Below are 26905 nucleotides of genomic sequence, written 5' to 3'. Positions count from 1 at the left end.
TCAGGCTCCACCGGAGGCGGACTGCGCCGCGAGCTCGGAGTGCGGTCGCAGTGGCCGGTCGTCGGCGTCCGGCTGGTCGGGGACCACGCCGGGCGCTCCCTCGTCCACGTGCCCGTGCTCGTCCTGCCCGGCACCGCTGCGACGGGCCTGCTCCAGCGCCCACCACACGGCCTCGGGGGTCGCCGGCGAGGCAAGGTCGACGCTGGTGCCTGACGGCCCGAACGCCGCGGCAGCCTGGCGCAACGCCTCCCGGACGGAGAATGCGAGCATGAGCGGCGGCTCGCCGACCGCCTTGGAACCGTAGACGGCGCCGTCCTCGTGGGCCCGCTGGAGCAGCGCGACGTTGAAGACCTCGGGCATCTCGGAGAAGCTCGGCAGCTTGTAGGTGCTGGCCGCCTGGGTCGCCAGCCGGCCGCGGGACGGCCGGTCGCTCTCGTCCCAGCGCAGGTCCTCCAGGGTCAGCCAGCCGGCGCCCTGGACGAAGGCGCCCTCGACCTGACCGATGTCGACCAGCGGCGAGAGGCTGTCGCCGACGTCGTGGACGATGTCCACCCGGCGCGTGCGGTAGGCGCCGGTGAACCCGTCGACCTCGACCTCGGTGGCCGCGACGCCGTACGAGAAGTACTTGAACGGTGACCCGTGCATGATCGAGGAGTCCCAGTGCAGGCCCTCGGTGCGGTAGAAGCCCGCCGCCCACAGCTGGACCCGCTGGAAGTACGCCTGGTTGACCAGGTCGGCCCACGGCACCGACTCGCTGCCACCGACCGTGGTCACCTGCCCGTCGACGAACCTGACGTCGGCCGGGTGCACCCCGAGCCTGCGACCCGCGACCTCACGCAGCCGTTCGAGCACCTGCTCGCAGGCGTTCTTCACCGCGCCACCGTTGAGGTCGGCACCGGAGCTGGCCGCGGTGGCCGAGGTGTTGGGCACCTTGTCGGTGCGGGTCGGTGCGAGGCGCACGGTCGACAGGGGCACCCCGAGGGTCGTGGCCGCGACCTGGAGCATCTTGGTGTGCAGACCCTGCCCCATCTCGGTGCCGCCGTGCGTGATGAGCACCGAGCCGTCCTTGTAGACGTGGACGAGGGCGCCCGCCTGGTTGAAGGCGGTGAAGTTGAAGGAGATCCCGAACTTCACCGGAGTCATGGCCAGCCCACGCTTGGTGTGCTCGTGGGTCGCGTTGAACTCCTCGATCTTCGCCTGGCGGGCCCGGATGTCACCGGTCGTGAGGACCTGGTCCCAGCAGGTGCCGGTCCGCTCGGGGTGCCGGACGGGCTGCCCGTACGGAGTGCTCTGGCCGTCTGCGTAGAAGTTGCGGCTCCGCAGGTCGATGGGGTCTATGCCCAGCAACGGAGCACACCGGCCGAGGATGTCCTCGATGACGAGCATCCCCTGCGGTCCACCAAATCCTCGGAACGCGGTCTGGGAGGTCTTGTGGGACTTGGCGATCCGGCCGTTCACGCGGATGTTGGGGATCCAGTAGGCGTTGTCGATGTGGCACAGCGCGCGCGCCAGGACGGGCTCGGACAGGTCGAGGCTCCACCCGCCGTCGGACGTGAGGGTCGCGTCGAGCGCCCGGATCAGCCCGGACTCGTCGAACGCCACCCGCCACTGCGCGTGGAACCCGTGCCGCTTGCCGGACATCGTCATGTCCTGGGTGCGCGTGAGGCGCAGCCGCACCGGGCGACCGGTGAGCCGCGCCCCCAGAGCGGCGATGGCGGCATACCCGTGGGGTTGCATCTCCTTGCCCCCGAAGCCGCCCCCCATGCGCAGGCACTGCACCGTGACCTCGTTGCTCGGCACGCCGAGGACGTGGGCCACGATGTCCTGCGTCTCGGTCGGGTGCTGGGTGCTGCTCTGGATGAAGACCTGGCCGTTCTCGTCCACCAGGGCGAGCGAGGCGTGCGTCTCGAGGTAGAAGTGCTCCTGGCCGGCGAACTCGAACTCGCCGCTGAACACGTGGGCCGCGCCGTCGAACCCGGCGTCGATGTCACCGCGCTCCACCTTGGGCCGCGCCCCCTGGAAGCTGTCGGCCTCGATGGCCTCACGGACGCTGACGATCGAGGGCAGCGGCTCGTAGTCGACCTCGACGGCCAGGGACCCGAGGCGCGCGGCCTCGAGCGTCTCGCCGAGGACCCAGCACACCGCGTGGCCGTGGAACATGACCTCGGACGGGAACAGCGGCTCGTCGTGCTTCACGCCGGCGTCGTTGACCCCGGGGACGTCGTCCGCGGTGAGGACCCGGACCACTCCGGGCACGTCGAGGGCCGGGGCCGTGCGCAAGCCGGTCACCCGGGCGTGGGCGTGCGGAGCCTGCACCGGGTGGGCGTGCAGGACGGCGTGCGTGCGCTGGACGAGGTCGTCGGTGTAGAGGGCCAGACCGGTCACGTGCAGCGCGGCCGCCTCGTGCGGGATCTCTTGTCCGACAACGGGGTTCGCCGGGCGCTCGGAGAGTGCGCTCATGCTCCCACCTCCTGCGGGGTCGCGGTCTGGGCATGCAGCTTGAGGAGGGCGGTGCCGAGCATCGCGGAGCGGTATGGAGCGCTGGCCCGGTGGTCGTCCATCGGCGTGCCCTCGCGGGCCATCACGTCCGCCGCCTCGCGGACGACGTCGATGGTCCAGGCGCGCCCCTCGAGCGCGGCCTCGGTGGCGAGCGCCCGCACAGGGGTCGCCGCCACACCGCCGAGGCCGATGCGCGCCTTGGCGACGACACCCTCCTGCACGTCGATGGCGAAGCCGACAGCGACGCTGGAGATGTCGTCGAACCGGCGCTTGGCGATCTTGTGGAACGCGGCGATCCCGCTGACGGGCAGGGGGATCCGCACTGCGCGGATGAGCTCGTCGTCGCGCTTGACGGTCTGGCGGTACCCGGTGAAGTAGTCCGACAGGGGCACCTCGCGGTCCCCGTCGACGGACGCCAGCACCACGGTGGCCTCGAGGGCGAGCAGCGCCGGTGGGCTGTCGCCGATCGGCGAGCCGGTGCCGAGGTTGCCGCCGATGGTGGCGCCGTTGCGGATCAGGCGTGAGGCGAACTGGGGGAACAGCTGGTCCAGCAACGGGATCCGGCCCTCCAGCCCACGCTCGACCTCGCTCAGCGTCAGGGCTGCGCCGATCTCGACCGAGTGGTCCCCCACGTGGAAGCTGCGCAGCTCGGGGAGTCGGTCGATGCCGATGGCGTACGGCGCGCGGACACCTCGGATGTTGACCTCGACGCCCCAGTCGGTCGAACCGGCGACGAGGACGGCGCCCGGGTGGTCGGCGAGCAGGGCGAGCGCCTGCGGCAGGTCGGCGGGTCGCTCGAAGACGCCGCTCGAGCCCTCGAGGCGGGTGTGGGCGGCGACGGGAGCCGGACGGCTCGAGCGCTCGGCGAGCGGGTCCCCGTCGGCGGGCTGCTCGAGCGCGTAGGCGGCGTCACGGATGGGCCGGTAGCCGGTGCAACGACACAGGTTGCCGGACAGGGCATGCAGGTCGAACCCGTTCTCGCCGTGCTCGGGGTCGGTGCCGTGCGCGGCGTGGGCCGACCCGTTGGACGACACCGCGTCGTCGGAGGGTCCACCGGGCGCCGGGCAGCGGTCTCCGCGGTAGAACTCGGCTGCCATGCTGCAGATGAACCCGGGCGTGCAGTAGCCGCACTGCGACCCACCCCGGACGGCCATCTCGCGCTGCACCGGGTGGAGGTCGTCGGGGGTGCCGAGGCCCTCGGCGGTGACGACCTCCTGGCCGTCGAGTGCCGCCGCAGGGATGAGACAGGCGTTGACGGCGGTCCACCGGGAGGCGTCGTCCCCGTCGGGTCGGGCAATCATCACCGAGCAGGCGCCGCACTCCCCCTCGGCGCACCCTTCCTTGGCCCCCGTCAGGCCCTGGGCCCGCAGGAAGTCCAACGCGTTCGTCGCCGGGTCGACCCCGGTGAGGGGGCGCGCCGCCCCGTTGACCGTGACCTCGTGCCGTGACGCCATACCCGCAGCTCCCGTCCCCCGCCGTTGGGGTCCATCATCCACCCGGGCGAGATCGACCGGGTGCATGGTTGCGTGACGAGCGGGTCCGCCGGTTATCCATGCAGAACAACGGCCGCGTTGTGCTGCGACGACGGTAATCCTCTACAAACTGTTGAATCAAGGGTTTGCGGCCTGCTGTTTCACGGACTGGACCGATGCCGCGGCCTCAGCCCTGGCGGCCGAAGGCGGACAGGGCGCCGGTGAAGGCCTTGGGCGGCGGCGGGGCGAGCTCACCGTGGGTCGCGGGCCGAAGTCCCTGTCGCACCAGCGACTCCGCGAGCAACGTCCCGGCGGCGACGCCGTCGACGACCGGCACCCCGAGCTGTTGCGTGAGCAGCTCGGGGAGGCCGGCCATCCCCGCGCACCCGAGCACGATGGCGTCGCTGCCGTCCTGGGCCAGGGCGGTCTTCGCGAAGGCCAGGATCACGGCATACGTGTGGTCCTGGTCCTCCTCCAGCTCGAGGACGGGGATGTCGCAGGCGTGCACCCCGGCGCACTGCCGCTCGAGACCATAGGTTCGGGTGAGGTCCCACGCGCGGCCGACCGTCCGGTTCATCGTCGTGACGACGCTGAACGACCGGCCGAGCAGCGACGCGGTCTTCATCGCCGCCTCGGCGATGCCGATCACCGGCCTGGACGCGGCCTCCCGCGCAGCGTCCAGGCCGGGGTCCCCGAAGCAGGCGAGCACGAACGCGTCCGCCTGCGTGTCCTCGCGGATGATCTCGAGCACTCCCGGGACGCTGAGCGCCTCGTCGTAGTGGCTCTCGATCGACGCCGGCCCCATCGCCGGGGTCCGTCCCGTCACGACGGTCCCGGGTCCCGCCACGCGCCTGGCCTCCGCCTCGATGAGCGAGGTCATCGCGACCGTCGTGTTGGGGTTGATGACGGTGAGTCGGACGGTGTCGTTGGCACCCACGGCGGTCACTCCGAGACGGTCTTGCCGACGCACTTGGCCGCCAGCTGCTCGGCGCCGATCCCCATGCGGGGGGCGATGAGGGCGTAGGCGGCGAAGCCGATTCCGCAGCCGATGAACCAGCTGTAGTCGTCGAACCGGTTGATGCCGGGCACGAACACCGCGAGCATCGCGCACACCGCGGCGATGGCGGTGGCCCAGATCGCCGACGGGTTGTAGCCCTTCGTGTAGTGGTAGGCCCCGGACTCGTCGAGGGTGAACAGGTCGTCGATGCAGACCTGCTGCTTGTGCACGACGTAGTAGTGGGCGATGAGGACCCCGAAGAGCGGACCGATGAAGGCACCCAGGGTGTCCAGCGTGTAGTGGATCGTCTCGGGGCTGTTGTAGAGGTTCCACGGGGTGAGGAGGACCGAGCCGACGGCGGCGATCATGCCGCCCATGCGCCAGCTGATCTTCTGCGGGCTGACGTTGGAGAAGTCGAACGCGGGGGAGACGAAGTTGGCGACGATGTTGATGCCGATCGTGGCCGTGGTGAAGGTCAGCGCCGCCAGGACGAGGGCGAAGGTGTTGTCGATGTGTCCCACCGTCTCCACGGGGTCGGTGATGAGCTTGCCGTAGACCGGCAGGGTCGCCGCGGCGGTGAGGACGGTCAGCAGCGAGAAGAAGACGAAGTTGACCGGCAGGCCCCAGAAGTTGCCCTTCTTCACGGCTTCGAACGACCGGCCGTACCGCGAGAAGTCACCGAAGTTGAGCATCGGCCCGGAGAAGTACGAGACCACCAGCGCGGTCGCGGCGAGCATGGTCGTGAAGACCTTGCCTCCGGAGAGCTCGTGGTCCGAGAGGTTGAGGTTGACGTTCCAGCCGGCCTTGGACAGCAGGTAGACGCAGAGCGCGATCATGACGACGTAGACGGCCGGGCCGGCGAAGTCGATGAACTTGCGGATGGTGTTCATGCCGGTCCAGAAGACCGCCGCCTGGGCCACCCAGAGGAGGGCGAACGTCGCGTAGCCGAGGGTGGAGAGCCCGAGGAACCCGTGCTGGTCCACCTCGGCGTACGGCGCGAGCCCGGGCCACATGCGGACCAGCAGGATGTCCAACGAGGCCGACGCGAGGTAGGTCTGGATGCCGTACCAGGCCACCGCGATCAGGCCGCGGATGATGGCCGGGATGTTGGCGCCCAGGACCCCGAAGACCGAGCGGCAGATCACGGGGTACGGGACGCCCGTGCGCTGGCTCGGCTTGGCCACGAGGTTGCAGAAGAACAGGACGATGGTGATGCCGACGATGAGGCACACGAACACCTGCCAGCTGGTCAGGCCGAGGGCGAAGAGGCTGCCGGCGGTGATGTACCCGCCGACGCTGTGCACGTCGGACATCCAGAACGCGAAGATGTTGTACCAGGACCACGTCTGCTCCTTGAGCGGCGCGAGGTCCTCGTTGGTCAGGCGCTCGTCGTACGACGGCTTGATCAGGCCGGCGCCGGCGCCGTGGTCGTGCTCGCCGTGGTGGGTCGCGAAACCGGCTGCAGCGGCTGCCGCCTCGGTCTCGAAGGGCTTCTCAGTGGTGCTCATCCGGACTCCTTTGTCCACCGCGTCGGCCGCGGATCCTGCGGAGAACGCTAGGGACGGAACCGGGGTGGAAGAAGGCCTTGAACCGTATATCTGCGTATATCCACACGGGCCTTGCGCCGGTCGGCGCGGGTCGGCGCGCCGGTGAGCGCGCCGCTCAGCCCTGGTCGCCGAGGCGGGAGATGCAGGCGGTCAGCCGGTCGTGGTGCTCGTGGCTCGCCTCGCGCAGACCGGCCGCGTCGCGGGCCACGAACGCATCGAGCATCGCCTGGTGGTCGACGCGCATCTCCTCGCGCTCGTCCTCGGTGACGCGCATCATCGTCTGGACCGGCTCGGTGAGGTTCCAGGCGATGTCGAGCATGTGCAGCAGCCGCGGCATGCGGCAGGGCGCGAGCAGCGCCTCGTGGAACTCACGGCTCGCCCGCTGGAAGCCGGCGGCGTCACCGTCCGCCACCGCCTGCACGAGCTGCTCGTGGATCGCGGCGGCGCGGGTGTGGTCGGCCGGGGTCGACTGCAGCGCAGCAGCGTCCAGAGCAGCTGCCTCGAGCGCGCCCCGCACGACGTAGAGCTCGTCGAGCTCGGCCGCGGAGAGGGCGGTGACGGTGTAGCCGAGGCGGGGTTGGTGCTCGAGCAGGCCCTCACCGAGGAGGGTCTTGAGGGCCTCCCGGACCGGGATGAGTGACACCCCGAAGAACGCTGCGACGTCGTCGAGCGGGATGGGGCTGCCGGGTGGGACCGCGCCGGACGCGATGACCCGGCGCAGCTCCGAGAGCACCTGCGGACCGGTGGCATAGCTGCCCTCGCGGACGAGCAGGCTGACGATGCCCGACTGCCGTCGTGGCTGGTTCACGCTGCCCCTCCTCGCCCGGTCACCCGACCATCATGCCCACCCGAGTCCGTCCACCTACACGAACTGGCGGCTGAGCTTCGCGTGCCGGTTGACGTCCTTGTAGAGCAGGTAGCGGAACCGACCGGGGCCACCGGCGTAGCAGGCCTGGGGGCAGAAGGCGCGCAGCCACATGAAGTCGCCCTCCTGCACCTCGACCCAGTCGTTGTTGAGCAGGTAGACGGCCTTGCCCTCGAGGACGTAGAGGCCGTGCTCCATGACGTGGGTCTCGGGGAACGGGATCGCCCCGCCGGGCTCGAAGTTGACGATGTTGACGTGCATGTCGTGGCGCACGTCCTGGGGGTCGACGAACCGCTGGGTCGTCCACACGCCGTCGGTGCCGGGCATCTCGCCGCCCTCTACATCGGTCTCGTTGGTGACGAAGGGCTCCGGCACGTCGATGCCATCCACCCGCTCGTACGCCTTGCGGATCCAGTGGAACTTCGCCGTCTCCTTCGAGTCGGCGCGCAGCGTCCACTCGCAGCCGGCGGGGAGGTACGCGTACCCACCGGGACCGAGGTCGTGCGAGACCCCTTCGATGGTGATCCGCAGGCCACCCGCGACGACGAAGACCACGCCCTCGGCGCCGGGGTCGAGCTCGGGCCGGTCGGAGCCGCCTCCCGGCGAGACCTCGACGATGTACTGCGAGAACGTCTCGGCGAACCCCGACAGCGGCCGAGCGATCACCCACAGCCGCGTGTCGTCCCAGAAGGGCAGGTTGCTGGTGACGATGTCGGTCATCGTCCCGCGCGGCAGCACGGCATACGCCTCGGTGAAGGTGGCCCGGTCGGTGGTGAGCTGCGTCTGCGGCGGCAGCCCACCGGCGGGGGCGTAGTACTTCGGTGTCGTGGTGCGGGGGGTGGTCATGACTGTCCTCTCGTCAGGAGCCGCCCACGCGGGTCGGCTCCGAGGTCGACCGGTGTGCCGTGCAGCCAGGTCTGGCGGACGACTCCGGTGAGCGTGCGGCCGGCGTACGCCGACACGGGGTTCTTGTGGTGCAGGTGGCCGATCTCGACGGTGAAGGCCTCGTCGGGCGCGAACACGGCGAAGTTCGCCATCGCGCCGGGCTCGATGCGTCCGCGGTCGGTGAGCCCGGTCTGGTCGGCGGGACCGGTCGCCATCCACTGGACGACGTCGGCGAGCGACAGGCCACGCTCGCGTGCCCCGGTCCACGTGGCCGACAGCCCGACCTGGAGGCCCGCGATGCCGCCCCAGGCCTGGCCGAAGTCACCCGTGTCGAACCGCTTGAGGTCCTCGGTGCACGGTGAGTGGTCGGTGACGACGAGGTCGATGGCACCTTCGACCAGCCCGTCCCACAGGAGCTCGCGGTTGGCCGCCTCACGGATCGGCGGGCAGCACTTGAACTCCGTCGCCCCGTCCGGGATCTCCTCCGCCGTGAAGGACAGGTAGTGCGGGCAGGTCTCGACGGTCAGCCGGACCCCGTCGGCGCGGGCTGACCGGATCATGGGCAGCGCGTCGGAGCTCGACAGGTGCAGGATGTGCGCCCGGGCACCGGTCCAGCGGGCCAGCTCGATGACCTGGGCGATGGCGAGGTTCTCGGCGCCTCGCGGGCGCGAGTGCAGGAACCGGTCGTACTCCTCGCCGTCCGGGGCCGCTGCGTGGTCGATCGCGTGGGAGTCCTCGGCGTGCACGATCATCAGCGCGTCGAACGACCCGGTCTCGCGCATCGCCGCCTCGAGCTCGTCCGGCTCGAGGTGGGGGAACTCGTCGACACCCGAGTGCAGCAGGAAGCACTTGAAACCGAAGACCCCGGCGTCGTGCAGGGGCCGCAGGTCCGCCACGTTCCCGGGGATCGCGCCACCCCAGAAGCCGACGTCGACGTACGCCTGGTCCCGGGCGACGGCCCGCTTCTCCTCCAGCGCAGCGACATTCACCGTCGGCGGGATGCTGTTGAGCGGCATGTCGATGATGGTCGTGACCCCGCCGGCGGCTGCCGCCCGGGTGGCGCTGGCGAAACCCTCCCACTCGGTGCGACCCGGCTCGTTCACGTGGACGTGCGAGTCCACGAGGCCCGGCAGCAGCACCTCGTCATCGGCGAGGTCGACGACCCGGGCACCCTCGGGGACGGGCGCGTCGTACGCCTCCACGGCGACGACCCTTTCGCCGGCCACGTGCACGCTGGCCGAGGTCTCGCGACCCCCGACCACTGCCCGCCTGGCCCGCAGGACCACGTCTGCACCCACTGCCGCACCTCGCCTCTCGTCCGCGCCGTTGCTGTCGTTCGCGCCCGCAGCCACGTCGGTCATCCTGTCACCCCGGCGTGGTCGGGGGTCGGGTTCGCCGAGGGGTCGACGACCCGGCTGCGCTGCCGACCCAGCACCCCTCCGTCGAGCTCCACCACGTCGCCGTGGCGCAGGTAGGGCCTGGGCTCGACCTGACCCATGGCGACCCCGGCGGGGGTCCCGGTGATGACGAGGTCACCCGGCTCGAGGGTCATCAGGCGGCTCACGTAGGCGAGCAGCTCCCCCACGCCGAACACCATGTCGGCCGTCGTCCCGTCCTGGCGCGGTTCACCGTTCACCGACAGCCGCAGCCGCAGGGCGGCCGGGTCGCCGACCTCGTCGGGGGTGACCAGCCACGGACCCACCGGGCAGAACGTGTCGGCCGACTTGCCCTTGGTCCAGGTCCCACCGCGCTCGAGCTGCATCGCGCGGTCGGAGACGTCGTGGGCCAGGACGTACCCGGCGACGGCCTCCAGCGCGCGCGCCGGGTCGGCCTCGTCGCGCAGGGTCGCGCCGAGGACGACGCCGAGCTCCACCTCGTAGTCGGTGCTCGACGACCCGGGCAGCATCCGGATGTCGTCGGTCGGACCGCAGACCGACGTCGTCGCCTTGAGGAAGACCACGGGCTCGGTCGGCAGGGCCGCACCGGCCTCGGCGGCGTGGTCGGCGTAGTTGAGCCCGATCCCGACCACCTTGCCCGGTCGCGGGATCGGCGACCCGAACCGCAGCTCGTCGTCCCCACCCACCGACGGGAGGTGCCCACCGTCGAGGGCGGAGCCCACCGCGGCCAGGTCACCCAGGGCCCCGTCGACGTCGCCCCAGGCAGCACCGAGGTCCAGCAGGCCGCCGTCGGCGGACACCACCACGGGGCGCTCTGCGCCGGCCGCCCCCACCCGCGCGAACCTCATCGGGCACCACCGAGGTGCTCGCGGGCGATCCGGGCCCCGAGCCGTTCGAGGAGCGGACCGGGAGCGTCGAAGGCCTCCTGCTCGGAGCCCTCCTCGACGAGCGCATATGCCGCGCCGATCCCGGCCGCGCGCAGGTCGCCCTCGGTGAGCAGGACCTTCCCGGCCACGGCGACAACGGGCACGCCTGCCTCCCGTGCCGCCGCGGCGACGGCAGCAGGAGCCTTGCCGTGCAACGTCTGCCGGTCCAGGGCTCCCTCACCGGTGATGACGAGCGTCGCGGCGACGAGCGCGTCGTGGAACCCGGTGAGCTCGAAGACGAGGTCGGCGCCCGGTCGCGTCGTCGCCCCTGCGACGGCGACCAGCCCGAACCCCACACCCCCCGCCGCCCCCGCACCGGGATCGTCCCGGTGGTCGGCCCCCGTCGTGGCGGCGACGAGGTCGGCCCAGCGGGTGAGGGCGGCGTCGAGGCGTTCGACGTCGTCGGGCGAGGCGCCCTTCTGCGGGCCGTAGACCGCCGCCGCCCCGTGCGACCCGGTGAGGGGGTTGTCGACGTCGCAGGCGACGACGACCTCTGCACCGGCCAGACCGGGGTGCAGGCCGGACAGGTCGAGTGCCACGGCATCCTCGAGGCCGAGGCCACCGGGCCCGACCTCACGCCCGTCGGCACCGGTCACCCTGGCGCCCAACGCCTGCAGCAGCCCCAGCCCACCGTCGGTGCTGGCACTGCCCCCGATGCCGACCACCACCCTGCGGGCGCCGTCGTCCAGCGCGGCGCTGATGAGGTCGCCCGTCCCCCGGCTCGTCGCCGCGAGGGGCGCCAGGCCTCGCTCGGCGAGCAGGTCCAACCCGCACACCTCCGCGAGCTCGACGACCGCCTCGCTGCCGCGGGCGCCATATGAGGCCTTGCAGTCCTCACCGGTCGGACCGTGCGCGGGCACCGTGACCTGCTCGAACCCGGCGGCCTCGGCCGCGGCCAACGTGCCGTCCCCGCCGTCGGCGACGGGCACCATCACGACCTCGACGTCCGGGAGCACCGACCGGAGCCCGGTGGCCAGGTGGGTGGCCACCGCGGCTGCGGTGAGGGTGCCCTTGAACTTGTCGGGGGCGATCACGACGCACGGCGCCGGGGCGGGGACGATCACGGGAAGGCCTCAGTCCAAGTTGGCGAAGACGGCGGTCGGGGCATCGGCTCCCCCGTTGGCGAGCTCCTCGAACTCGGTGACGTTCGCGATGCTCTGGCCCATCGAGACGTTGGTGACGCGCTCGAGGATGACCTCGACGACGACGGGGACGCGGTACTCCTGCGCCATCGCCTTGGCCTTCTCCAGCGCCGGGGCGATCTCCTCGGGTTCGAAGACGCGGATCGCCTTGCAGCCCAGGCCCTCGACGACCTTCACGTGGTCGACGCCGTAGCCGTTCAGCTCCGGGGCGTTGACGTTGTCGAAGGACAGCTGGACGCAGTAGTCCATCTCGAAGCCGCGCTGCGCCTGCCGGATGAGGCCGAGGTAGGCGTTGTTCACGAGGACGTGGATGTAGGGGATGTTGAACTGTGCCCCGACCGCCAGCTCCTCGATCATGAACTGGAAGTCGTAGTCACCGGACAGGGCGACCACGGTCTCGTCGGGGACCGCCGTCGCGACACCCAGGGCAGCGGGGACCGTCCAGCCGAGCGGTCCGGCCTGGCCGGCGTTGATCCAGTGCCGGTCCTTGTAGACGTGCAGCAGCTGGGCCGCCTGGATCTGCGAGAGGCCGATCGTCGAGACGTACCGGACGTCGCGGCCGAAGGCTCGGTTCATCTCCTGGTAGACGCGCTGCGGCTTGATCGGCGTGACGTCGAAGTTCGTCTTGCGCCACAGCGAGCGCTTGCGCTGGCGGCAGGACTCGGCCCACTCGGTGCGGTCGGACAGCAGGTTGGCGTCGCGACGCTCCCGTGCGACCTCCACGAACAGCGCGAGAGCGGCCCTGGCGTCGCTGACGATGCTGTAGTCCGGCGCGAAGACCCGCCCGACCTGGGTCGGCTCGATGTCGACGTGGACGAACGTGCGCCCCTTCGTGTAGGTCTCGAGGTCGCCCGTGTGGCGATTGGCCCAGCGGTTGCCGATGCCGAGGACGAAGTCCGCCTCGAGCATCGTGGCGTTGCCGTAGCGGTGGCTGGTCTGGAGACCGACCATGCCGGCGTTGAGCTCGTGGTCGTCGGGAATGGTGCCCCAGCCCATCAGCGTCGGGACGACGGGCACGCCGGTCAGCTCGGCGAGCTCGACGAGCAGCTCGGCGGCGTCGGCGTTGATGACCCCACCACCGGACACGATGAGCGGTTTCGTGCTCGCCTCGAGCAGGTCGAGGGCCTTGCTCACCTGGGCCCGGGTCGCGGCCGGCTTGTAGACGGGCAGTGGTGCGTAGGTCTCGACGTCGAACTCGATCTCGGTCATCTGGACGTCGATCGGCAGGTCGATGAGGACGGGGCCGGGGCGGCCCGATCGCATGAGGTGGAACGCCTGCTGGAACGTCCCCGGCACCTGGGCCGCCTCGAGGACGGTGACAGCCATCTTGGTCAGCGGCTTGGCGATGGACGAGATGTCGACCGCCTGGAAGTCCTCCTTGTGCAGCTTGGAGACCGGCGCCTGACCGGTGATGCACAGGATCGGGATCGAGTCGGCGCTCGCGGAGTAGAGGCCGGTGATCATGTCGGTGCCGGCCGGACCGCTGGTGCCGATGCAGACACCGATGTTGCCGGCCTTCGCACGGGTGTAGCCCTCGGCCATGTGCGAGGCGCCCTCGACGTGCCGGGCGAGCGTGTGGTGGAGGCCGCCATTGGTCTCCATCGCCTTGTAGAACGGGTTGATCGCCGCTCCGGGCAGGCCGAAGACGTTGGTCACCCCCTCCAGCTTGAGGATCTCGACGGCCGCTTGGGCCGCAGTCATTCGTGCCATGGTGGTGCTCCAGTGTCTGTGCGAAATGGTGGTGCCGCCCGGTCGAGGTGTTCGGCTACCGGGATCCGGTGGGGAACACCTCGAACGGGTGGCGCGGGTCAGGGGTGAGGTCTTGTGTCAGCCGGCGAGGCGGCCCGAGAGCCGCTCGACGCCACGCAGCAGCGCGGAGTGGTCGAGGCCACCGTCGCCGTTGGCTCGGGCGGAGGCCATGAGCTGGGCGACGAGCGAGCCGAGGGGTACGACGACCCCGGCCTCGCGGGCAGCCGAGGTGACGATGCCCATGTCCTTGTGGTGCAGGTCGATCCGGAAACCCGGGGTGAAGTCGTGCTTGGCCATGTTGGCCCGCTTCTGCTCGAGCACCTTCGACCCGGCCAGGCCGCCGCCGAGCACGTCGAGGGCTGCCTCGAGGTCGACGTCATAGGCGTCGAGGAAGGTCACGGCCTCGGCCAGGGCCTGGATGTTGGCCGCGACGATGAGCTGGTTGGCTGCCTTGACCGTCTGCCCCGCGCCGTTGCCCCCGACGTGGACGATGGTCTTGCCGACGACGTCGAACAGCGGCTTGGCCTCCTCGAAGTCGGCACCGTCGCCACCGACCATGATCGACAGGGCGGCGTTCTTCGCGCCGGCCTCACCGCCGGAGACCGGGGCATCCAGCAACCGGAAACCCTTGTCCCTGGCCGCCTTCGCGAGGTCGGCGGTCACGTCGGGACGGATCGACGAGAAGTCGATGACGAGCGTCCCCGACTTCGCGTGGTCGAAGACGCCACCCTCGCCGACGAGGACGTCCTGCACGTCGGGGCTGTCGGGGACCATCACGGCCACCACGTCGACGTCCTCGACCGCCTCGGCGATCGAGGCGGCGGCGCGGCCACCGGCGTCGACGAGCGGCTGGGTCTTGTCGGGGTGCAGGTTGTAGCCCACGACGTCGTGGCCGGCCTCCTGCAGGTGGACGGCCATCGGGCTGCCCATGATGCCGAGTCCGATGAAGGCGATGCTGGTCATGTCGTTCTCCTTGCTGGTCGTTTCTGACCCGCTTTGGGTGCTCAGGTGGTCGGGTTTCCGACCGTTCAGGCACCCAATCCGGGGAAGGGCGGGGGAAGGGCGGGGGAAGGCGGGGGGTCAGGCGGTGGCCGTGGCGGCGCGGCGTTCGCGCGGCAGCCAGGCGAAGCTCTCCGGGGTGGTCGCGGTGGTGGGCTTGTACTCGAGGCCGACCCACCCGGCATACCCGCGGGTGGCGAGGTCACCGAGGTGGCGCTGGAGGTCGAGGTCGCCCGTGCCGGGTTCGCCACGGCCGGGGGCGTCGGCGATCTGGACGTGCGCGGTGACGTCGACGTGGTCACGGATGGCGGCGTCGAGGTCGTCGCCGTTCGCGGCCAGGTGGTAGAGGTCGAGGAGGAACGCGACGTTGTCCGCGCCGGTCGCGCGCACGTCCCGGACCACCGAGACCGCGTCGGCCGCGGTGCGCAGCGGATAGGGCTTGGGGCCACTGACCGCCTCGACGAGGACGGTGGCGCCGATGGCGGAGGCGGCCTTGGCCGCGGCGGCGATCGACTCGCGCCCCAGCTCGTCCTGCGCCTGCGCCGAGGCACCGTCGACCCGGTTGCCGAAGAGCGCGTTGAACGCCGAGGCGCCGAGGCGCTCACCGATGCCGACGGCCACGTCCACGTTGTCGCGGAACTGCTGCGCCCGGTCGGGGATCGACAGCACACCGCAGTCCGGGCCGGCCAGGTCACCGGCGAAGAAGTTGAGGCCGACGAGCTGGATCCCTGCGTCCTGCACCGCGGTGACGAAGGCGTCGACGTCGCGGTCGGAGGGGACGGGCTGGTCCGGCCACGGCCACCAGAACTCGACGGCGTCGAACCCTGCCGCCCTGGCCGCGGCGGGGCGCTCGAGGAGCGGCAGCTCGCCGAAGAGGATCGAGCAGTTCACGAGGTAACGCAGTCCGTGGTCGGTCATGACGTCCTTCTGACTTTCGTATCGTGGAATTCTTTTTCCGATTAGTGAGACGTTAGGAGAAAGCCGGACGGCGGGTCAACAGTCCCGACGCCCTGTCCCAGCACGCGGCGCAGATATATCCGCGCCGACGTGGCTTCGGCTCAGCTGCCCCGGTAGGTGGAGTAGCCGAACGGGTTGAGCAGCACCGGCACGTGGTAGTGCTGGGCCTCCTCGGCGATGGTGAAGACCACGACCACCTCGGGGTAGAACGCCTCGGTGTCACGCGCGGCGAAGTACGCCCCCGACGCGAACCGCAGCTGGTAGTCGCCCGCAGCCAGGCGCTCCGGACCGATGGTGCCGACCCGGCCGTCCCCGTCGGTCACGCCGTCACCGATGGCCGTGCCGTCGACGCTCTCGAGGACCACCCCGACCCCGGCGGCGGGCCGGCCCAGGCTGGTGTCGAGCACGTGCGTGGAGAGGGTGCCCATCAGGAGACCACCTGTCGCAGTCGGAGCAGCGCGATCTCGCGCAGCTGGGTCACGGTCTCGGCGCGTTCGGTGTCGTCGTCGTTCCCGAGGCGGCGCCGGAGCTCGGCGAGGATCTCGGGGGCTGAACGCCCTGCCGCCCGGATGAGGAACACCCGGTCGAAACGCTCCTCGTATGCCGCGTTGCCGGCGGCGAGCTCGCGCGCCACCTCCGCGTCGGCAGGGTCCACGCCCGACTGCTCCTTGGCGCTGAACGCCGCCTGGTGGTCCGGGCTCGACGCCCGTTCCCCGATCCGGGGGTGACCGGCCAGGGCCGCCTCGAGCTCGCCGTCGTCGAGGTGGGCCGCCGCGGCGGCAGCGGTCTCCTCGAGGGCCGGCCACGCGGCATACGGGCGGCCGTCCCGGACGGTGTCCACCCAGCGGGCCACCGGCAGGCACGCGGCCAGCCGCTCCCCCGCCTCGTCGGGCGGTAGCGCGTTGAAGTCCTCGACGCTCACGGACTGGCTCACTGGCTCTCCACGAATCGGGTGCGGGCGGAGTGGATGGGGTTGGCGTCGGCGACGAGGTCGTCGAAGCGGTACCCCGCGATCTTCGCAGCCTCGACCAGCGCCGCGGCGTGCTCCTGCGCGGGCGAGTTCTCCAGCCGCTGCCAGCCGGAACGCAGCACCTGGTCGAAGGAGTCCCGGTCGCGCACACAGGTGACCAGGGGGAAGCCGAACCGCTCGCGGTACTGCGAGGTGAGCTCGGACAGCTCGCCGTAGGACTTCTCGTCGAGGCGGGTGAGGCCGAGGAAGGCCTGGTCGTGCAGCGAGTCCTCCCCCTCCCGTCCGTCCGCGACGCTCTCGGCACCGAGGTCGGGGTAGGAGTCGATGAGCAGGCGCTGCTCGTCCTCACCTGCGGTGTAGAGCGCCTCCTGGAAGGCTCGGCGCAGGTCGGTCGTGTCGGCGAACGGCCTTGACTCGTAGGCACGCTCGACCGCCCACCGGGGCCCCTGGAAGAGCCCTCCGAAGGTGTCGACGAACTGCTCACGGCTCATCTCGTTGACCTGCGCGAGGCGGACCAGGCGTCCCGGGGCGCCCGCGACGGCCGGCCCCCGGCTCGAGCCCACGTGGTGGAACAGGAAGTTCAGCACGATGGCGGTGATCGACCCGAGGGTGATGCCGGAGCCGAGGATGATCTGGGCCCAGCTGGGGACCGCCTTGGCGACATCGGGCTGCGCGGTGACGTACATCGCCAGGCCGACGCTCGTCGCGACGATGACGACGTTGCGGTGGTCGTGGAAGTCGACGCGGGACAGCGTCTGGAAGCCGACGACCGCCACCGTCGCGAACATGGCCAGGGCGGCACCGCCGAGGACCGGGTGCGGGATGCCGGCGACGATCGCACCAGCCTTCGGGATCAGCCCGATGACGATCATGATCAGGCCGGCGGTCGCCACGACGTACCGGCTCTTGACGCGGGTGAGCCGCACGAGGCCGACGTTCTCCGCGAAGCAGGTGTAGGGGAAGGAGTTGAAGACGCCACCGATGGTCGTGGCCAGGCCGTCGGCGCGCAGGGCGCGGGCGATGTCCTCGCGCCCGATCCGCTTCTCGACGATCTCGCCGGTCGCGAACACGTCACCGGTCGTCTCGACCGCGGTGATGAGCATGACGACGACCATCGAGATGATCGCGGCGACGGAGAACCGGGGCCACCCGAAGTGGAACGGTGTCGTGAACCCGATCCAGCCCGATCCGGAGACGCTGTCGAAGTGGGCGTCACCGAGGAGCCAGGCGATGAGCGTCCCGGCGACCAGCCCGATGAGGACGGCGACGGTGGCCATGAACCCCTTGAAGATCCGCTGGATCGCGACGATCAGCGCCAGGGTGCCGAGCGCGTAGGCGAGGTTGCGGCCGCTGCTCGGGTCGAGCGTCGGACCCGCGCCACCTGCGGCGTCGGCTGCGGCGACCGGCAGGAGCGCGAGGCCGATGATCGTGATCACCGAGCCGGTCACGACCGGCGGGAAGAACCGGATGAGCCGGCTGAAGTACGGCGCGATGAGGAAGGTGAACAGCCCCGCGACGATGACGGCGCCGTAGATGACGAGCAGCCCGTCGGTCCCACCGCCGGCGGCGAGGCCGATGGCGATCATCGGCGAGACCGCCGTGAACGTCACGCCCTGCAGCAGCGGCAGGCGCACCCCCACCTTCCAGAACCCCACCGACTGGATGATCGAGGCGATCCCGCAGGTGAACAGGTCGGCGTTGATGAGGTGGATGAGCTCGGCGGTGCTGAGGCCGATCGAGTTCGCGAGCAGGATCGGCACGATCACCGCGCCTGCGTAGAAGGCCAGGACGTGCTGGAAACCGTAGATCGCGAGCTTCGGGACGGGCAGCACCTCGTCGACCGGGTGGCGTGAGGAACGTTGGGACGACTGGGGTTCAGCGGTGGCTGTGCTCATGACAGGCACCTTTCTGTTCGCGGGAGGAGCAGAGCGGGAGGTGTGCGGAGAGGGTGTGGACGGCACCGGGGTGCCGCTGGCGTGACGCACGTCGTCGGTATGGCGCGTGCGGAGGCGGGGGTCACCGCCCGCGCAGCGCTCGGGCCTGGTCCTTGGTGACCATGACGGGCGGGGCGCCGGACACGACGGAGGGCGATCGGCCGACCCCGCCGCGCATGACGTTGAAGAACAGGTTGAGCAGCACCGCGACGAGGCTGGCCGCGCTGATGCCGGAGTGGAAGATCGTGGCGAACCACTCGGGGAACCGGTCGTAGAACGACGGGACCGCGATGGGGATGATGCCGAAGCCGAGGGCCGTGGCCACCAGGACGATGTTGAGGTTGCCGTCGTAGTCGACCTTGGACAGGGTGCGGATGCCGCTCGCGGCGACCGACCCGAACAGGATGATGCCCGCACCCCCGAGGACGGGCTGGGGGACGGCCGCCACGACGCGACCGAGGACCGGCAACAGGCCCAGGGCGACCAGGACCGAACCGCCGGCGGTGACCACCCAGCGACTGCGGACCCCCGTGATGGCGACCACGCCGACGTTCTGCGCGAACGCGCTGGCAGGGAAGCTGTTGAAGACCGGGGCGATCGCGGTGGCGAGCATGTCGGCGCGCAGGCCGTCCCCCACCCGGCGCGGGCTGGTCTGGGTGCCGACGATCTCGCCGACCGCGAGGATGTCGGCGGTCGTCTCGGTCATGATCACGAGGATGACGATGGTCATCGAGATGATCGCGCCGACCTGGAACACGGGCGCACCGAAGTGGAAGGGAGTCGGGAAGGCGACCCAGCTCCCGGTGCCGACCCCGGAGAAGTCGGCGCGGCCGAGGAGCAGCGCGAACACCGTGCCCACGACGATCCCGAGCAGGATCGACAGCCGGCTCACGGGTCCCTGCACGAGGCGCGAGAGCAGCAGGATGACGAGCAGCGTGAAGGCAGCCAGGCCGATGTTGCCCATCGAGCCCCAGTCGGCGGCCTTGTCGTTGCCGCCCATGGCCCAGCGGACCGCGACGGGGAAGAGCGACAGCCCGATGACGGTGATGATGGTGCCGTTGACCACCGGTGGGAAGAAGCGCACGACCTGGCTGAAGAACGGGCTGATCCCCAGCCCCACGAGCCCGGCCACGATGATCGAGCCGAAGACCGCCGGCAGCCCGCCGTCACCGGTCGCCACCGCGGTCATGGTCGAGACGCTCGCGAACGAGATCCCCTGCACGAGGGGCAGCTGCGAGCCGAAGAACGGGATGCCGACGCTCTGCAGGATGGTCGCGAGCCCGCTGACGAACAGCGCAGCCGAGACGAGCAGGGCGATCTCGGGGCCTGACAGCCCGGCCGCTCCCCCGACGATCAGCGGTGGGGCGATGACGCCGCCGTACATCGTGAGGATGTGCTGGACGCCGTAGGCGTAGGTGGGGCCGAGCTTGAGCCGCTCGTCCTCGGGACGTGTCGTCGTTGACACGGTGGCCTCCTGTTCCGGCCGGTCAGCAGAAGCCGGGGACGGTGAGCCAGGCGTCGCCCGGGTCGCTGCCGTCCTCGCGCTGCACGGTGGCCTCGATGAGGCCGTAGGGACGGTCCGCGGCGATGAAGACCTCGCCGGGGTTGTCGAGCCCGAACGGGGACAGGTCGACGAGGAAGTGGTGCTTGTTCGGGGCGGAGAACTTGATCTCGGCGACCTCGGGGTGGGCGGCCAGCACCGCGGAACCCATGGCGTAGAGGCTCTCCTGGAGCGCCCGGCTGTAGGTCGTCGCGAACGTCTCGAGCATCACCTGGCGGATGTCGTCGAAGGACTTGTTCCAGTCGGTGCCCCCGGCGACGGCGTCGTCCTCGTAGCGCCAGCGGGCGACGAGCGACGTCGCCAGGATGCGGTCGTCGGTCTCCTGCAGCGTCGTGTACTCGTCCTTGAGGAAGCCCTTGAACTCCGAGCCGGTCGACTTGAGGACGACGAGGTCCTTGACCCCGGAGACCACCCACGCCTTCGTGCCGGCCTCGGTCCCTTCGGGTACGCGCTGGCGCGTCACCACCGTGGTGCGCACCTCCCCGCCACGCTTGACGAAGGCGTGGTCGTGCCCGCTGCCACCGACGTCGATGCGGTCCCAGGCGTACTCCTCGACCTCGACCCGGCTCGCGTCGGCGGCCGGTGTCACGGCGAGGAAGCGGTCCCCGAGGGTGAGGGCGTAGTCCTCCGGGGAGGTGACGCCGTGCTCCTTGGCGAAGGCGAAGGCCGTGTTCTTCTGGGTGTCGGTCGGCAGGACGTTGGCCTGGTCGCCGGTCTCGTGCGCGTCGCGGAAGTCGCCGCGCAGGGCGGTCGAGACGTTGAGGTCACGGATCTCGTGGCGGGCGGTGTCGCGGTAGACGCGGACGACGCGGTTCTCCGCCTTGCCGTACTGGTTGGGTCCGAGGACGAAGCTCATGGTGCTCCTTGCCGGGGCTGCGGTGCCGGTGACGGGCCAGGCGGGCCGGTGGTCGGCGGGCCTGGAGGTGCAAGCGGTGACCGGCGGGTGGTGGCCGGTCCTGCCGCGGGCGCAGGGTGGGCGTCCGATGATGCTTCCACGATGCGGAAACAATGTTGCGAATAGTGGAACTGTAGGACGGCGCCACGCCAACGTCAACAGTTTGTTGAGAATTTCCTCGCGGCGCCAGAGCACGTCCACCAGCCGAGCCCGTGTCTCAGTGGCTCGGCGGGGACCGACGGGTTCAGGCGCCGGTGGCGTCGGTCTCGCGGATCCGGTTGAGGTAGTTGTAGACCGTGAAGCGGGTCAGCCCGAGCGCCTCCGCGACCGTCTCGGCCGACCGCCGCATCTCGAACGCCCCGCGCTCCTCGAGCAACCGCACCGCGTGCTGCTTCTGCGCCCGCGGCAGCCCGGAGAGGCTGCCGCCGAGCTGGGCCTCGACCTCCGCGATGAGGCGGGCCAGGCCGTCCGACAGGTCGGTGGCGACGCCGGTGGCCGGCGGTGCGACCGCGGCGTCGAGGTCGCTCACCGTGAGGGTGACGCGCGTCGCGCCGTGCGACAGCGCCTCCTTGAGGGCAGCGCCGACGGCATCGACGACGATCCCCGCCTCGCCCTCCACGGAGGTGCCGAGGGGCCCGAGGTCGGGCGTCAGGCCGGCCCCGCGCAGCGCCTCGGCCGACACGGTGACGTGGGCCGGCAGCTGGTCGTCCTCACCGTGGAACGGCTCGGTCGTGAACTCCACCCGGACGCGCATGCGGTCAACCTACCCGCGGTCCGTGATCCCGTCCCGGTCTCGACCCCGGTCCAGCCCGGCCAGTCCTGACCGCTCCCGACCACGGCTCCCGTCCGTCCCGGTCTCCGTCCGTCTTCGTCTCCGCCCATCGGTCGCGCGGGCGACGGCTACCTCGCGCGGCGGGCCAGGACGTCCATCCGGGCGCGGTCGATGCCGGTCAGCTCCAGCACCTCGGCGTCGTCGACGGCGCCGCAGTCCAGCCCGCGCACCACGAAGTCGGCCAGGGCCCGCGCGGTGGCCGGCTCGTCCATGACCCCCGAGTCGACCTGTCCCACGTAGTTCCGTAGCCGCTCGGCGGCAGCAGGGAGGCCCTCGCGGTAGAAGGCGTACGTCGCGGCATACCGGCTCGGGAGCTGGGCGGGGTGCAGGTCCCAGCCCTGGTAGTAACCCCGCTCCAGCGACCGCCGCACGAGCCGGGCGTGCAGCGCCCACCCCGCGTGCACGCGGTCCCGGTCGCCGACGGGCAGGAGGTTCGTCGACCCGTCGGAGAGACGCACGCCGGTCCCGGCTGCGGCCACCTGCATCACCGCCTTGGCGTGGTCGGCCGCCGGGTGCTCCATCGACTGGTACGCCGCCGCGATGCCGCAGGAGGCGCTGTAGTCGTAGGTGCCGTAGTGCAGTCCGGTGCAGCGCCCGGCCGAGGCGTGCACCATCCGGGCGACGAGCGCGGTGCCGTCGGGACCGAGGATGGACTGGGGGGTCTCGACCTGGATCTCGAAGCCGATCGCCCCGGACTCCAGCCCCAACCCTGCTTCGAGGCGCCCGCAGGCGACGACCATCGCCTCGACCTGGTCGACCGAGGTGACCTTGGGCAGGGTCACGACGAACCCGTCGGGCAGGCGCCCGTCGACGGCCACCGCCTCGACGAACCTCGCCAGCGTCCGCACCCCCCTGGCCCGCGTGGGCGCCTCGAAGCTCTTGAAGCGGATGCCGTGGAACGGTGCGGCACCTCCGGCGGCGAGCGACGAGCGGAGCGCCGCGGCCGCGGCGTCGACCGCCGCGTCCTCCTGCTCGTCCGACCGGTTGCCGTACCCGTCCTCGAAGTCGACCCGCAGGTCCTCGATGGGCTCGCTCGCCAGCTTGGCCCGGACCCGGGGCACCACCTCGCCGGCCAGGTCGGCAGGCACACCCAGCACGGCGGCATACGCGGCGTCGTCACCGCCGTGCTCGTCCAGGGTGGCGAGCGCCTCACTGCCCCACTGGCTCACGAGCCCGGTGTCGTAGCGGTCGGCCGGGACGTAGACGGTGTGGACGGGCTGGCGGCTGGCGCGCTCCCCGGGGAAGCCGGACGCGAGCGCGTCGTCGGCATCGGCCAGGTGCGCGTCGAGCTCGGCGGAGAGGTGGGCGACGTCGAAGGTCATCGGGCGGGGTCCTCGTGCGTGTCGGGAGAGCTGGTCTCGTCGGAGGTGGTGCGGTCAGCGGTCCGGCCCGCTGCCAGGGAGGAGGAGCGTTCGGTATGGCGCTCGTGCGCCCCTGCCGCGTGCCGCACCGCCGCGGCCACGGCGGGGGCCACGTCGGGGTCGAAGACGCTCGGGACGATGTAGCTCGCGTTGAGCTCGTCGGCGTGGACGCAGTCGGCGATCGCCGTGGCCGCGGCGATCATCATCGCGTCGGTGATGTCGCTGACGCCCGCGTCGAGCAGGCCCCGGAAGAACCCCGGGAAGGCGAGCACGTTGTTGATCTGGTTGGCGTAGTCGGAGCGACCGGTCGCGACGACCGCGGCGTGCCGGCTCGCGGCGACCGGGTCCACCTCGGGATCGGGGTTAGACAGGGCGAACACGATCGCGCCGTCGTTCATGGTGGCGATGTCGTCCTCGTCGAGGAGGTCGGGGGCCGAGACACCGATGAAGACGTCGGCACCGGCGAGCACCTGCTTGAGCGGGCCCTCGACACCGCGGGGGTTCGTGTTGTCGGCGATCCAGCCGCGGAACTCGTCGCGGTGCCCGCTGGACGCGTCCAGCGCACCGTTCCGGTCGCAGCCGATGATGTCTTCGGCCCCTTGCGCGTGCAGCAGCCGGATGATCGCGTGACCGGCCGCACCCACGCCGGAGACGACGATGCGGACGTCCGTGAGCGACTTGCCGACGACCCGCAGCGCGTTGGTGAGGGCAGCCATCACGACGATGGCGGTGCCGTGCTGGTCGTCGTGGAAGACCGGGATGTCGAGCTCGTCGCGCAGCCGGCGCTCGATCTCGAAGCAGCGCGGCGCCGAGATGTCCTCGAGGTTCACACCGCCGTAGACCGGGGCGATCGCCTTGACGATCATGATGATCTCCTCGGTGTCCTGCGTGTCGAGGCACACCGGCCAGGCGTCCACACCGGCGAACTGCTTGAACAGCGCCGCCTTGCCCTCCATGACCGGCAGGGCTGCTGCGGGTCCGATGTTGCCGAGCCCGAGGACCGCCGAACCGTCGGTCACCACGGCCACGGTGTTGCGCTTGATGGTCAGCCGGCGGGCGTCCTCGGGGTTCGCCGCGATGGCGAGGCAGACCCGGGCGACGCCCGGCGTGTAGGCCCGCGAGAGGTCGTCGCGGTGCTTGAGCGGCACCTTGGGGTTGACCTCGAGCTTGCCGCCGAGGTGGAGCAGGAAGGTGCGGTCGCTGACCTTGCGCACGGTCACGCCCGGCACCGCCGCGATCTGCTCGGTGATGCGGTCGGCGTGGTCGGCGTCCGAGGCGTTGCAGGTCACGTCGACCACGAGGCTCTGCCCCCGGGACTCCACGACGTCGAGCGCGGTGAGCGCGCCGCCCGCGGCGGCGACGGCAGCCGCCAGCGTCCCGGTCGTGTCGATGGCCGCAGGCGCCTCGGCGCGCACGGTGATGGAGTAGCCCGGACTCGGTGCAGACATGGCTCGACCTCGATCTTCCACGATACGGATTTATCTTTTTGTCCTACGGAAGACTAGGGCGTGCCCCGCTGTGGCGACAAGGACTGTCCACCGGCCGTCTCCGCGCCGGGGCGGCACGCACCCCACCCTGCCCCGGCCGGATAGATTCCCCTCGTGACGACGACCGAGCTCGACGGGGGTGCGGAACGCGGCCCCCTCCCGCCGCGTGCGCTCATCGTCACCGTGCTCGGTCTGTACGTCCGCGAGTTCGGCGGCTGGATCAGCGTCAGCGCCCTGATCCGGCTCATGGCGGCAGCCGGGGTCGACGAGCAGGCCGTGCGCTCGGCCCTGTCCCGGCTCAAGCGGCGAGGGATCGTCGAGGCCGAGCGCCGGGGTGGCGCGGCCGGGTACGCCTTGTCGGAGTACGCCCGCCAGCTCCTCGAGGTGGGCGACCGCCGCATCTTCGCCGAACGAGAGGCGCACACGCGCGACTGGGTCGTCGTCGTCTTCTCCGTGCCCGAGTCCGAGCGGCAGAAGCGGCACGCGCTGCGGGCGCGGCTGTCCTGGCTGGGGTTCGGCACCGTGTCCTCCGGAGTGTGGATCGCCCCCGGTCGGCTCGCCGACGACGCCCGCGAGGTGCTGCTCGGCGATGGCCTCGACCCCTACGTCGACCTGTTCCGGGCGGAGTACCTCGCGTTCGGCGACCCGGCCACCAAGATCGCGCGGTGGTGGGACCTCGAGGCGCTCGAGCAGCTGTACACCGACTTCCTCGAGGCCCACGAGCCGGCGCGACGGCACTGGGAGGCGCAGCACCGGGTTCCGCCGGGCGGCGAGGCGTTCTCCGACTACGTCCGCGCGCTCACCTCGTGGCGGCGCCTGCCCTACCTCGACCCCGGCCTGCCGACCGACCTGCTGCCGGCCTCGTGGTCGGGCACGACCGCTGCCCAGACGTTCTTCGCGCTGCACCGCATGCTCGCCGGGCCGGCCCACGACTTCGTCACCGCGCAGGCCGGAGCCGCTCGTCCGGGATGACCGCGACGCCGACGATCTCGATCAGGGCCTCCGGCTGCCAGAGCGCCGTGGTGCCGATGCCCGCCATCGCGGGGTAGACCGGTCCGGCCAGCTCGCGCCAGGCTCGGCCGATCTCCCGGCCGTGGGCCTGGTAGTCGGGGATGTCGGTGAGGTAGATCGTGATGCTCACGAGGTCCTCCGGGACGCCGCCGGCCTCGGCGAGCGTCGTCAGGACGTTCGAGAACGCCTGGCGGAACTGCTCGACGATCCCCCCGGGGACGATCTTCATGTCCGCGTCGAGCGCCGTCTGTCCGCCGAGGTGGAGCGTGTTGCCGGACAGCGTGCCGTGGGAGTACCCGCTCGGCGTCGGCAGCGAGGGCGGGTTCACGGGGACCGGGGACAAGGGGTGGACGGACATCGAACCTCCAGGGTCGCGGGTGGTCGTCGGCCACCCCGGCGCGGCGTACAGGGCGGCGTCCAGGGTGCCGGTCCGAGGGTAGCCCACCTATTGACGTTTGGCGACGATCGTGAAAATCTCGCTATATGAAGTTCGGTACCGTCGCCCACGACGGCGGCACCCGTGCCGCCGCCCTCACCACCGAGGGCTGGCGCGCGCTGGTCGCCCCGGCGTCGCGCCCCGAGGACGGCGACGCGTATGCCGTGGGCTCACCGACCGCGGACCTGTCCGCCTTCCTCGCGGCCGGCGGCGCCCTCGGTCCCGGGACACCGCTCGGCGACCTGCTCGAGGGTGCCGAGCCCGTCGCTCCCCTCCCTCGGCCGGCCAAGGTCATCTGCTGCGGGCTCAACTACGGCGAGCACATCCGCGAGACCGGCCGCGAGCTGCCGGGCCACCCCACCCTGTTCGTGAAGTACGCCGACAGCCTCGTCGGGCCGACCGACGACGTGTCCCTGCTGGCCGGCACGGACGTCGACTGGGAGGCCGAGCTGGCCGTGGTCGTCGGCGCGACGATCCGCCACGCGAACCGTGCAGCAGCCACCGCGGCGATCGCCGGCTGGACCGTCGCCAACGACGTGTCCGTGCGCGACTGGCAGTACCGCACCCTCCAGTGGTTCCAGGGCAAGGCGTGGGACGACTCGACCCCGACGGGTCCGGTCGTCGTGACCCCTGACGAGGTCGACCCCGTGGCAGGGCTCACGATCACGTGCCGGGTCAACGGTGAGGAGGTCCAGCGCGCCAGCACCGCGACGCTCGTCTTCGACTCGGCCGACCTGCTCGCCTACATCTCGACGTTCACCACCATGCGTCCCGGCGACCTCGTCCTCACCGGGACCCCCGGTGGCGTCGGCGTGGCCCGGGACCCGAAGCGGTTCCTGGCGGACGGCGACGTCCTCGAGACCGAGATCGAGCGGATCGGCTTGTTGCGCAACGTCATCCGACTCCCCGCTCGCACCTCCTGACCCCGACGCACCCGACCGCCGTACCGCCCGACTGCCGCACCACCCGACCGCCGCACGCCC

General features: G+C 71.2%; 23 protein-coding genes. 2 read left to right on the top strand and 21 right to left on the bottom strand.

The genetic code is table 11. The annotated features are described in order from the left end of the window. The 20 genes from xdhB to ASC58_RS18445 all read right to left on the bottom strand — a co-directional run bounded on the left by xdhB (position 1) and on the right by ASC58_RS18445 (position 24436). Entirely contained in the window at positions 1–2460 is a 2460-nt protein-coding gene (gene xdhB, locus ASC58_RS18540) for a xanthine dehydrogenase molybdopterin binding subunit (protein ID WP_056920318.1), read from the bottom strand. Next, the gene (locus ASC58_RS18535; RefSeq protein WP_056915745.1) at positions 2457–3953 is read right to left on the bottom strand and encodes a xanthine dehydrogenase small subunit; all 1497 of its coding nucleotides are present in this window, start codon (positions 3951–3953) and stop codon (positions 2457–2459) included. The genes xdhB and ASC58_RS18535 overlap by 4 nt, the downstream gene beginning before the upstream one ends. A gap of 205 nt (positions 3954–4158) precedes the next feature. Further along, positions 4159–4917: an aspartate/glutamate racemase family protein gene (locus ASC58_RS18530; RefSeq protein ID WP_235529312.1), complete on the bottom strand. Its 759-nt coding sequence runs from the start codon at positions 4915–4917 to the stop codon at positions 4159–4161. Beyond that, entirely contained in the window at positions 4914–6476 is a 1563-nt protein-coding gene (locus ASC58_RS18525; RefSeq protein WP_082553448.1) for an NCS1 family nucleobase:cation symporter-1, read from the bottom strand. The genes ASC58_RS18530 and ASC58_RS18525 overlap by 4 nt, the downstream gene beginning before the upstream one ends. 154 nt (positions 6477–6630) lie before the next feature. After that, the gene (locus ASC58_RS18520) at positions 6631–7323 is read right to left on the bottom strand and encodes a GntR family transcriptional regulator (protein WP_056920317.1); all 693 of its coding nucleotides are present in this window, start codon (positions 7321–7323) and stop codon (positions 6631–6633) included. A 54-nt stretch (positions 7324–7377) separates the two neighbouring features. Then, positions 7378–8226 (bottom strand): bifunctional allantoicase/(S)-ureidoglycine aminohydrolase, encoded by an 849-nt coding sequence (locus ASC58_RS18515; RefSeq protein WP_056920316.1) that lies wholly within the window; start codon positions 8224–8226, stop codon positions 7378–7380. Then, on the bottom strand, positions 8223–9563 hold the full coding sequence (gene allB, locus ASC58_RS18510) for an allantoinase AllB (protein WP_056920447.1): 1341 nt from the start codon (positions 9561–9563) through the stop codon (positions 8223–8225). The genes ASC58_RS18515 and allB overlap by 4 nt, the downstream gene beginning before the upstream one ends. A gap of 59 nt (positions 9564–9622) precedes the next feature. Then, positions 9623–10510, bottom strand: a complete 888-nt coding sequence (locus ASC58_RS18505) for a fumarylacetoacetate hydrolase family protein (protein WP_056920315.1) — start codon at positions 10508–10510, stop codon at positions 9623–9625. After that, complete coding sequence (locus tag ASC58_RS18500; protein WP_200947870.1) at positions 10507–11652, bottom strand: glycerate kinase; 1146 nt, start codon at positions 11650–11652, stop codon at positions 10507–10509. The genes ASC58_RS18505 and ASC58_RS18500 overlap by 4 nt, the downstream gene beginning before the upstream one ends. Before the next feature lie 9 nt (positions 11653–11661). Beyond that, on the bottom strand, positions 11662–13440 hold the full coding sequence (gcl, locus tag ASC58_RS18495) for a glyoxylate carboligase (RefSeq protein ID WP_056920314.1): 1779 nt from the start codon (positions 13438–13440) through the stop codon (positions 11662–11664). Positions 13441–13557: 117 nt separating this feature from the next. Beyond that, positions 13558–14487, bottom strand: a complete 930-nt coding sequence (locus tag ASC58_RS18490; protein WP_255353313.1) for a 2-hydroxy-3-oxopropionate reductase — start codon at positions 14485–14487, stop codon at positions 13558–13560. Positions 14488–14559: 72 nt separating this feature from the next. Then, positions 14560–15396: a hydroxypyruvate isomerase family protein gene (locus ASC58_RS18485; protein ID WP_056920312.1), complete on the bottom strand. Its 837-nt coding sequence runs from the start codon at positions 15394–15396 to the stop codon at positions 14560–14562. 140 nt (positions 15397–15536) lie between these two features. Continuing rightward, entirely contained in the window at positions 15537–15863 is a 327-nt protein-coding gene (gene uraH, locus ASC58_RS18480) for a hydroxyisourate hydrolase (protein ID WP_056920311.1), read from the bottom strand. Next, positions 15863–16369, bottom strand: a complete 507-nt coding sequence (gene uraD, locus ASC58_RS18475) for a 2-oxo-4-hydroxy-4-carboxy-5-ureidoimidazoline decarboxylase (RefSeq protein ID WP_200947869.1) — start codon at positions 16367–16369, stop codon at positions 15863–15865. Before uraD (ASC58_RS18475) ends, uraH begins: the two co-directional genes overlap by 1 nt. Continuing rightward, the gene (gene uraD / locus ASC58_RS18470) at positions 16366–18300 is read right to left on the bottom strand and encodes a 2-oxo-4-hydroxy-4-carboxy-5-ureidoimidazoline decarboxylase (RefSeq protein ID WP_056920310.1); all 1935 of its coding nucleotides are present in this window, start codon (positions 18298–18300) and stop codon (positions 16366–16368) included. Before uraD (ASC58_RS18470) ends, uraD (ASC58_RS18475) begins: the two co-directional genes overlap by 4 nt. A gap of 121 nt (positions 18301–18421) precedes the next feature. Then, positions 18422–19804: a nucleobase:cation symporter-2 family protein gene (locus ASC58_RS18465; protein ID WP_082553446.1), complete on the bottom strand. Its 1383-nt coding sequence runs from the start codon at positions 19802–19804 to the stop codon at positions 18422–18424. Positions 19805–19826: 22 nt separating this feature from the next. Further along, positions 19827–20756 (bottom strand): factor-independent urate hydroxylase, encoded by a 930-nt coding sequence (pucL, locus tag ASC58_RS18460; RefSeq protein ID WP_056920309.1) that lies wholly within the window; start codon positions 20754–20756, stop codon positions 19827–19829. A gap of 283 nt (positions 20757–21039) precedes the next feature. Beyond that, complete coding sequence (locus ASC58_RS18455) at positions 21040–21549, bottom strand: helix-turn-helix domain-containing protein (RefSeq protein ID WP_056920308.1); 510 nt, start codon at positions 21547–21549, stop codon at positions 21040–21042. A gap of 146 nt (positions 21550–21695) precedes the next feature. Beyond that, positions 21696–22949 carry an aldolase/citrate lyase family protein gene (locus ASC58_RS18450; RefSeq protein ID WP_056920307.1) on the bottom strand — a complete coding sequence of 418 codons (1254 nt, stop codon included), beginning with the start codon at positions 22947–22949 and terminating at the stop codon, positions 21696–21698. After that, positions 22946–24436 carry an NAD-dependent malic enzyme gene (locus ASC58_RS18445; RefSeq protein ID WP_082553445.1) on the bottom strand — a complete coding sequence of 497 codons (1491 nt, stop codon included), beginning with the start codon at positions 24434–24436 and terminating at the stop codon, positions 22946–22948. Before ASC58_RS18445 ends, ASC58_RS18450 begins: the two co-directional genes overlap by 4 nt. A gap of 153 nt (positions 24437–24589) precedes the next feature. On the opposite strand from ASC58_RS18445, the gene ASC58_RS18440 reads away from it, so the two are divergent. Next, complete coding sequence (locus ASC58_RS18440) at positions 24590–25447, top strand: PaaX family transcriptional regulator C-terminal domain-containing protein (RefSeq protein ID WP_056920306.1); 858 nt, start codon at positions 24590–24592, stop codon at positions 25445–25447. Here the strand turns inward: ASC58_RS18440 and ASC58_RS18435 are convergent. Beyond that, positions 25413–25844 carry a RidA family protein gene (locus ASC58_RS18435; RefSeq protein ID WP_056920443.1) on the bottom strand — a complete coding sequence of 144 codons (432 nt, stop codon included), beginning with the start codon at positions 25842–25844 and terminating at the stop codon, positions 25413–25415. The genes ASC58_RS18440 and ASC58_RS18435 overlap by 35 nt on opposite strands. A 125-nt stretch (positions 25845–25969) precedes the next feature. On the opposite strand from ASC58_RS18435, the gene ASC58_RS18430 reads away from it, so the two are divergent. Next, positions 25970–26845, top strand: coding sequence for a fumarylacetoacetate hydrolase family protein (locus tag ASC58_RS18430; RefSeq protein ID WP_056920305.1), 876 nt, complete (start codon positions 25970–25972; stop codon positions 26843–26845). Positions 26846–26905: the final 60 nt, after the last annotated feature.

It is taken from the genome of Phycicoccus sp. Root101 (assembly GCF_001426245.1).
In the GTDB taxonomy this organism is placed as follows: domain Bacteria; phylum Actinomycetota; class Actinomycetes; order Actinomycetales; family Dermatophilaceae; genus Pedococcus.
Note: the sequence above shows the minus strand (reverse complement) of the source record. Positions and strands in the feature narration are given on the sequence as shown.

Coding starts and splice junctions, on each gene's coding strand:
- xdhB (WP_056920318.1), bottom strand. CDS start 2,460: ATGAGCGCACTCTCCGAGCGCCCGGCGAACCCCGTTGTCGGACAAGAG.
- ASC58_RS18535 (WP_056915745.1), bottom strand. CDS start 3,953: ATGGCGTCACGGCACGAGGTCACGGTCAACGGGGCGGCGCGCCCCCTC.
- ASC58_RS18525 (WP_082553448.1), bottom strand. CDS start 6,476: ATGAGCACCACTGAGAAGCCCTTCGAGACCGAGGCGGCAGCCGCTGCA.
- ASC58_RS18515 (WP_056920316.1), bottom strand. CDS start 8,226: ATGACCACCCCCCGCACCACGACACCGAAGTACTACGCCCCCGCCGGT.
- ASC58_RS18505 (WP_056920315.1), bottom strand. CDS start 10,510: ATGAGGTTCGCGCGGGTGGGGGCGGCCGGCGCAGAGCGCCCCGTGGTG.
- gcl (WP_056920314.1), bottom strand. CDS start 13,440: ATGGCACGAATGACTGCGGCCCAAGCGGCCGTCGAGATCCTCAAGCTG.
- ASC58_RS18485 (WP_056920312.1), bottom strand. CDS start 15,396: ATGACCGACCACGGACTGCGTTACCTCGTGAACTGCTCGATCCTCTTC.
- uraH (WP_056920311.1), bottom strand. CDS start 15,863: ATGGGCACCCTCTCCACGCACGTGCTCGACACCAGCCTGGGCCGGCCC.
- uraD (WP_056920310.1), bottom strand. CDS start 18,300: ATGAGCACAGCCACCGCTGAACCCCAGTCGTCCCAACGTTCCTCACGC.
- pucL (WP_056920309.1), bottom strand. CDS start 20,756: ATGAGCTTCGTCCTCGGACCCAACCAGTACGGCAAGGCGGAGAACCGC.
- ASC58_RS18455 (WP_056920308.1), bottom strand. CDS start 21,549: ATGCGCGTCCGGGTGGAGTTCACGACCGAGCCGTTCCACGGTGAGGAC.
- ASC58_RS18450 (WP_056920307.1), bottom strand. CDS start 22,949: ATGACCTTCGACGTCGCCCACCTCTCCGCCGAGCTCGACGCGCACCTG.
- ASC58_RS18445 (WP_082553445.1), bottom strand. CDS start 24,436: ATGTCTGCACCGAGTCCGGGCTACTCCATCACCGTGCGCGCCGAGGCG.
- ASC58_RS18435 (WP_056920443.1), bottom strand. CDS start 25,844: ATGTCCGTCCACCCCTTGTCCCCGGTCCCCGTGAACCCGCCCTCGCTG.
- ASC58_RS18430 (WP_056920305.1), top strand. CDS start 25,970: ATGAAGTTCGGTACCGTCGCCCACGACGGCGGCACCCGTGCCGCCGCC.